This window comes from Alteromonas sp. 4NH20-0104, from assembly GCF_057547795.1.
Genome location: NZ_BAAJLP010000063.1, coordinates 1 through 2,740, shown reverse-complemented (window position 1 = coordinate 2,740; position 2,740 = coordinate 1). Strand labels below are relative to the sequence as shown.

At 47.5% G+C, this 2,740-nt stretch carries 4 protein-coding genes; 3 read left to right on the top strand and 1 reads right to left on the bottom strand.

From position 1 onward, the window contains the following. The first annotated feature begins 188 nt into the window (after window positions 1-188). The 3 genes from tnpA to tnpC all read left to right on the top strand — a co-directional run bounded on the left by tnpA (window position 189) and on the right by tnpC (window position 2,451). Window positions 189-509 (top strand): IS66 family insertion sequence element accessory protein TnpA, encoded by a 321-nt coding sequence (tnpA, locus tag AC27IB_RS23390; RefSeq protein ID WP_163088570.1) that lies wholly within the window; start codon window positions 189-191, stop codon window positions 507-509. Continuing rightward, a complete protein-coding gene (gene tnpB / locus AC27IB_RS23385; RefSeq protein ID WP_297292829.1) occupies window positions 506-856 on the top strand; it encodes an IS66 family insertion sequence element accessory protein TnpB in 351 nt (116 codons plus the stop codon). Before tnpA ends, tnpB begins: the two co-directional genes overlap by 4 nt. A gap of 86 nt (window positions 857-942) precedes the next feature. Next, window positions 943-2,451: an IS66 family transposase gene (tnpC, locus tag AC27IB_RS23380; protein ID WP_487124035.1), complete on the top strand. Its 1,509-nt coding sequence runs from the start codon at window positions 943-945 to the stop codon at window positions 2,449-2,451. On the opposite strand, the gene AC27IB_RS23375 is transcribed toward tnpC, so the two are convergent. Further along, window positions 2,434-2,740, bottom strand: a 307-nt coding sequence (locus AC27IB_RS23375; RefSeq protein ID WP_487124033.1) for a transposase, incomplete at its 5' end; no start/stop codon positions are given. The genes tnpC and AC27IB_RS23375 overlap by 18 nt on opposite strands.

Sequence of the window (2,740 nt, the reverse complement as noted above, 5' to 3'; positions counted from 1 at the left end):
ATTCAAAAACAAAGAACCCAGCGAAAGCTGGGTTTTTTGCTTTTAGGACTGGCACTGGAGTGCCACTCCCATGAAGACCCAACCATCGAGGGTCATATCCATTAAAGTTCTTCGTATCCGTCCGGTGATCCCCACATTCAAATTCTGAAATAGCTACGGCATGGTGTCCTTTTTAAAAGGAGTACGTCATGCGAAACCCTCAGCGCAGCCAGCAAGAATGGCGACAATTATTCAAACAGCAACAACACAGTGGCCTCTCGGCTGTCGAATTCTGCCGACAACAACATATCAATATCCAAACCTTTTACGCCAGGCGCAGTGATATACGTTTGCTACAAACTCAAGGCAAGTTTGTTCAGGTTAAACGAGAAGTCACCACGGTTGAATCTCAGGAGTTTACTGCTGCGACTGAACAGATTACGTTGGCTTATGGCTCCGGCCAACTCAGTTTACCCATTACAGTACCACCGCATTGGTTAGCGGCGTTGATGAAGGCACTTAACGAATGAAGATGTTCGTCGAACCTGCCGACATTTACCTGTACATGGATATCGTCGATTTCCGTAAGTCCATCAACGGTCTGATTGTGGTGGTTGAGCAACAGATGCAGCTTAGTCCGTTCCGGGATGCCCTGTTTGTCTTCTGTAATAAAAAGCGCGATAAACTCAAAATCCTCTACTGGGATAAAACCGGCTTCGCGCTGTGGTATAAACGCCTTGAGAAGCACCGCTTTAAATGGCCGAATGATGCTGAGTTACAACACATGCACCTGAGCGAACAACAGTTGCAATGGTTGTTATCGGGCTTTGATGTGATAGGCCATCAGCCTTTGCATTACACTGCCTCCGGCTTATAACGGATGATCATAAACAGCGATTATCGATCACGAAATAGTCTGAATAATGTAGGGTAATCAGTGCCTTAATCGGCGATACTAACCCTATGAACGAAAAAGATTATCAACGTCGCATCGCTGAGCTGGAGCAGCAGCTTGAGGAACTGAATAACCGGTATCAGTATCTCGAAGAGCAGTTCCGCATTGCCCAACATAAACAGTTCGGTAAAAGTACCGAAGGTCACCCTGGTCAGGGTGAACTGTTTAATGAGGCCGAAGAACTAGTTGCTGAGGTCGAAACGCCAGAGCAGGAAGCGATTAGTTATACGCGCAATAAACCCAAGCGCAAGCCACTGCCCAAGGATTTACCCCGTGAGGTTATCATTCACGATATCCCTGAAGACGAGAAAATCTGTAACTGCTGCGCCAACGAATTACACCGCATCGGCGAAGATAAATCTGAGAAGCTTCAGTTTATTCCTGCTCAGGTGAAAGTGATTGAGCATGTTCGCCCGAAGTATGCGTGCCGCACCTGCGACAAAGACGGCATTAGTAACACTATCAAACAAGCGCCGGTGCCACATAGTGTTATCCCCAAAGGCTATGCGACGCCCAGCCTGCTAAGCCAGATAATCACCAGCAAATACCAGTATGGCCTGCCACTGTACCGGCAGGAAGCCATGTTTAAACAACATGGTATCGAGATAAGCCGCAAGACCATGGCAGACTGGATAATCCGCTGTGCTGAGTTGTTTAAGCCCCTCTACGACCAGCTCCATCAGCATCTGTTAAAACAACCGGTTATCCAGGCGGATGAAACCACGCTGAAAGTTGTCGATTCCGATAAATCGACGAGCTACATGTGGCTGTATGCCACCGGTACAGATTCACCGCAAGCGACAATTACCGGCTCAGCGATACCCAACATCGTGCTGTACGATTATCACAATGGTCGAGCCGGGCAATGTGCAGTGGACTTCCTTGCCGGTTATAACGGCTATCTACAAGTCGACGGTTATGTTGGCTATGAACAAACGCAAGCCACCTTAGTTGGCTGCTGGGCCCATGCCCGCCGTAAGTTTATGGAGGCCAAAAAAGGTGCCGGTAATAAAAGCAGCGGCAAAGCAGACTGGGCACTAAACCATATCCAGAAACTCTATCGTATCGAAACACAGTTAAAACAACACACAGCAGAAGAGCGCTATACCCTCCGGCAAGAGAAAAGTCTGCCGCTACTCAACCAACTGCATACCTGGCTGAACAAATCTGCACAACAAGTGCTGCCCAAAACCAAACTGGGCGAAGCGATACAATACTGTCTGAATCAATGGCATAAACTGGAACGCTACACACTAGATGGGCAACTGAACATCGATAACAACCGTGCAGAGCGAGCAATAAAACCGTTCGTCATTGGCCGGAAAAACTGGTTGTTCAGCCAGACAGCAACCGGCGCTAACGCAAGTGCTATCCTCTACAGCATCATCGAAACGGCCAAAGCCAACGACCTTAATGTGTTCGAATACGTAATGAAAAGCCTTGAAATGCTCAGCCAACCTGAAGCCGATATCGAGCTACTGCTACTGTCCACTTCCCCTTTAATGGGACACTTCTAAATTAGAGTTTTCCAGTTTTGCTCGGTAAGCTGCCGGAGGCAGGTTACCCAGACTTTCATGTGTTCTTTCTTCGTTATAATCCAGTCGCCAGAACCAAGCCATTTCTCTTACCTGATTGAGATTTTCAAACAAGTAGGCATCCAGAAACTCTCTGCGGAATGAACCGTTAAAGCGTTCAACAAAACCATTTTGCTGTGGCTTACCTGGCTGGATATAAACCAGTTCAATATTATGGGTATCGCACCAATCTGTCAGTGTCGCCGAAATTAGCTCCGGGCCATTATCCATA

Excerpts from the sequence above, each read along its gene's own strand:
- tnpB (WP_297292829.1), top strand. The coding sequence starts at position 506 with ATGAAGATGTTCGTCGAACCTGCCGACATTTACCTGTACATGGATATC.
- tnpA (WP_163088570.1), top strand. The coding sequence starts at position 189 with ATGCGAAACCCTCAGCGCAGCCAGCAAGAATGGCGACAATTATTCAAA.
- tnpC (WP_487124035.1), top strand. The coding sequence starts at position 943 with ATGAACGAAAAAGATTATCAACGTCGCATCGCTGAGCTGGAGCAGCAG.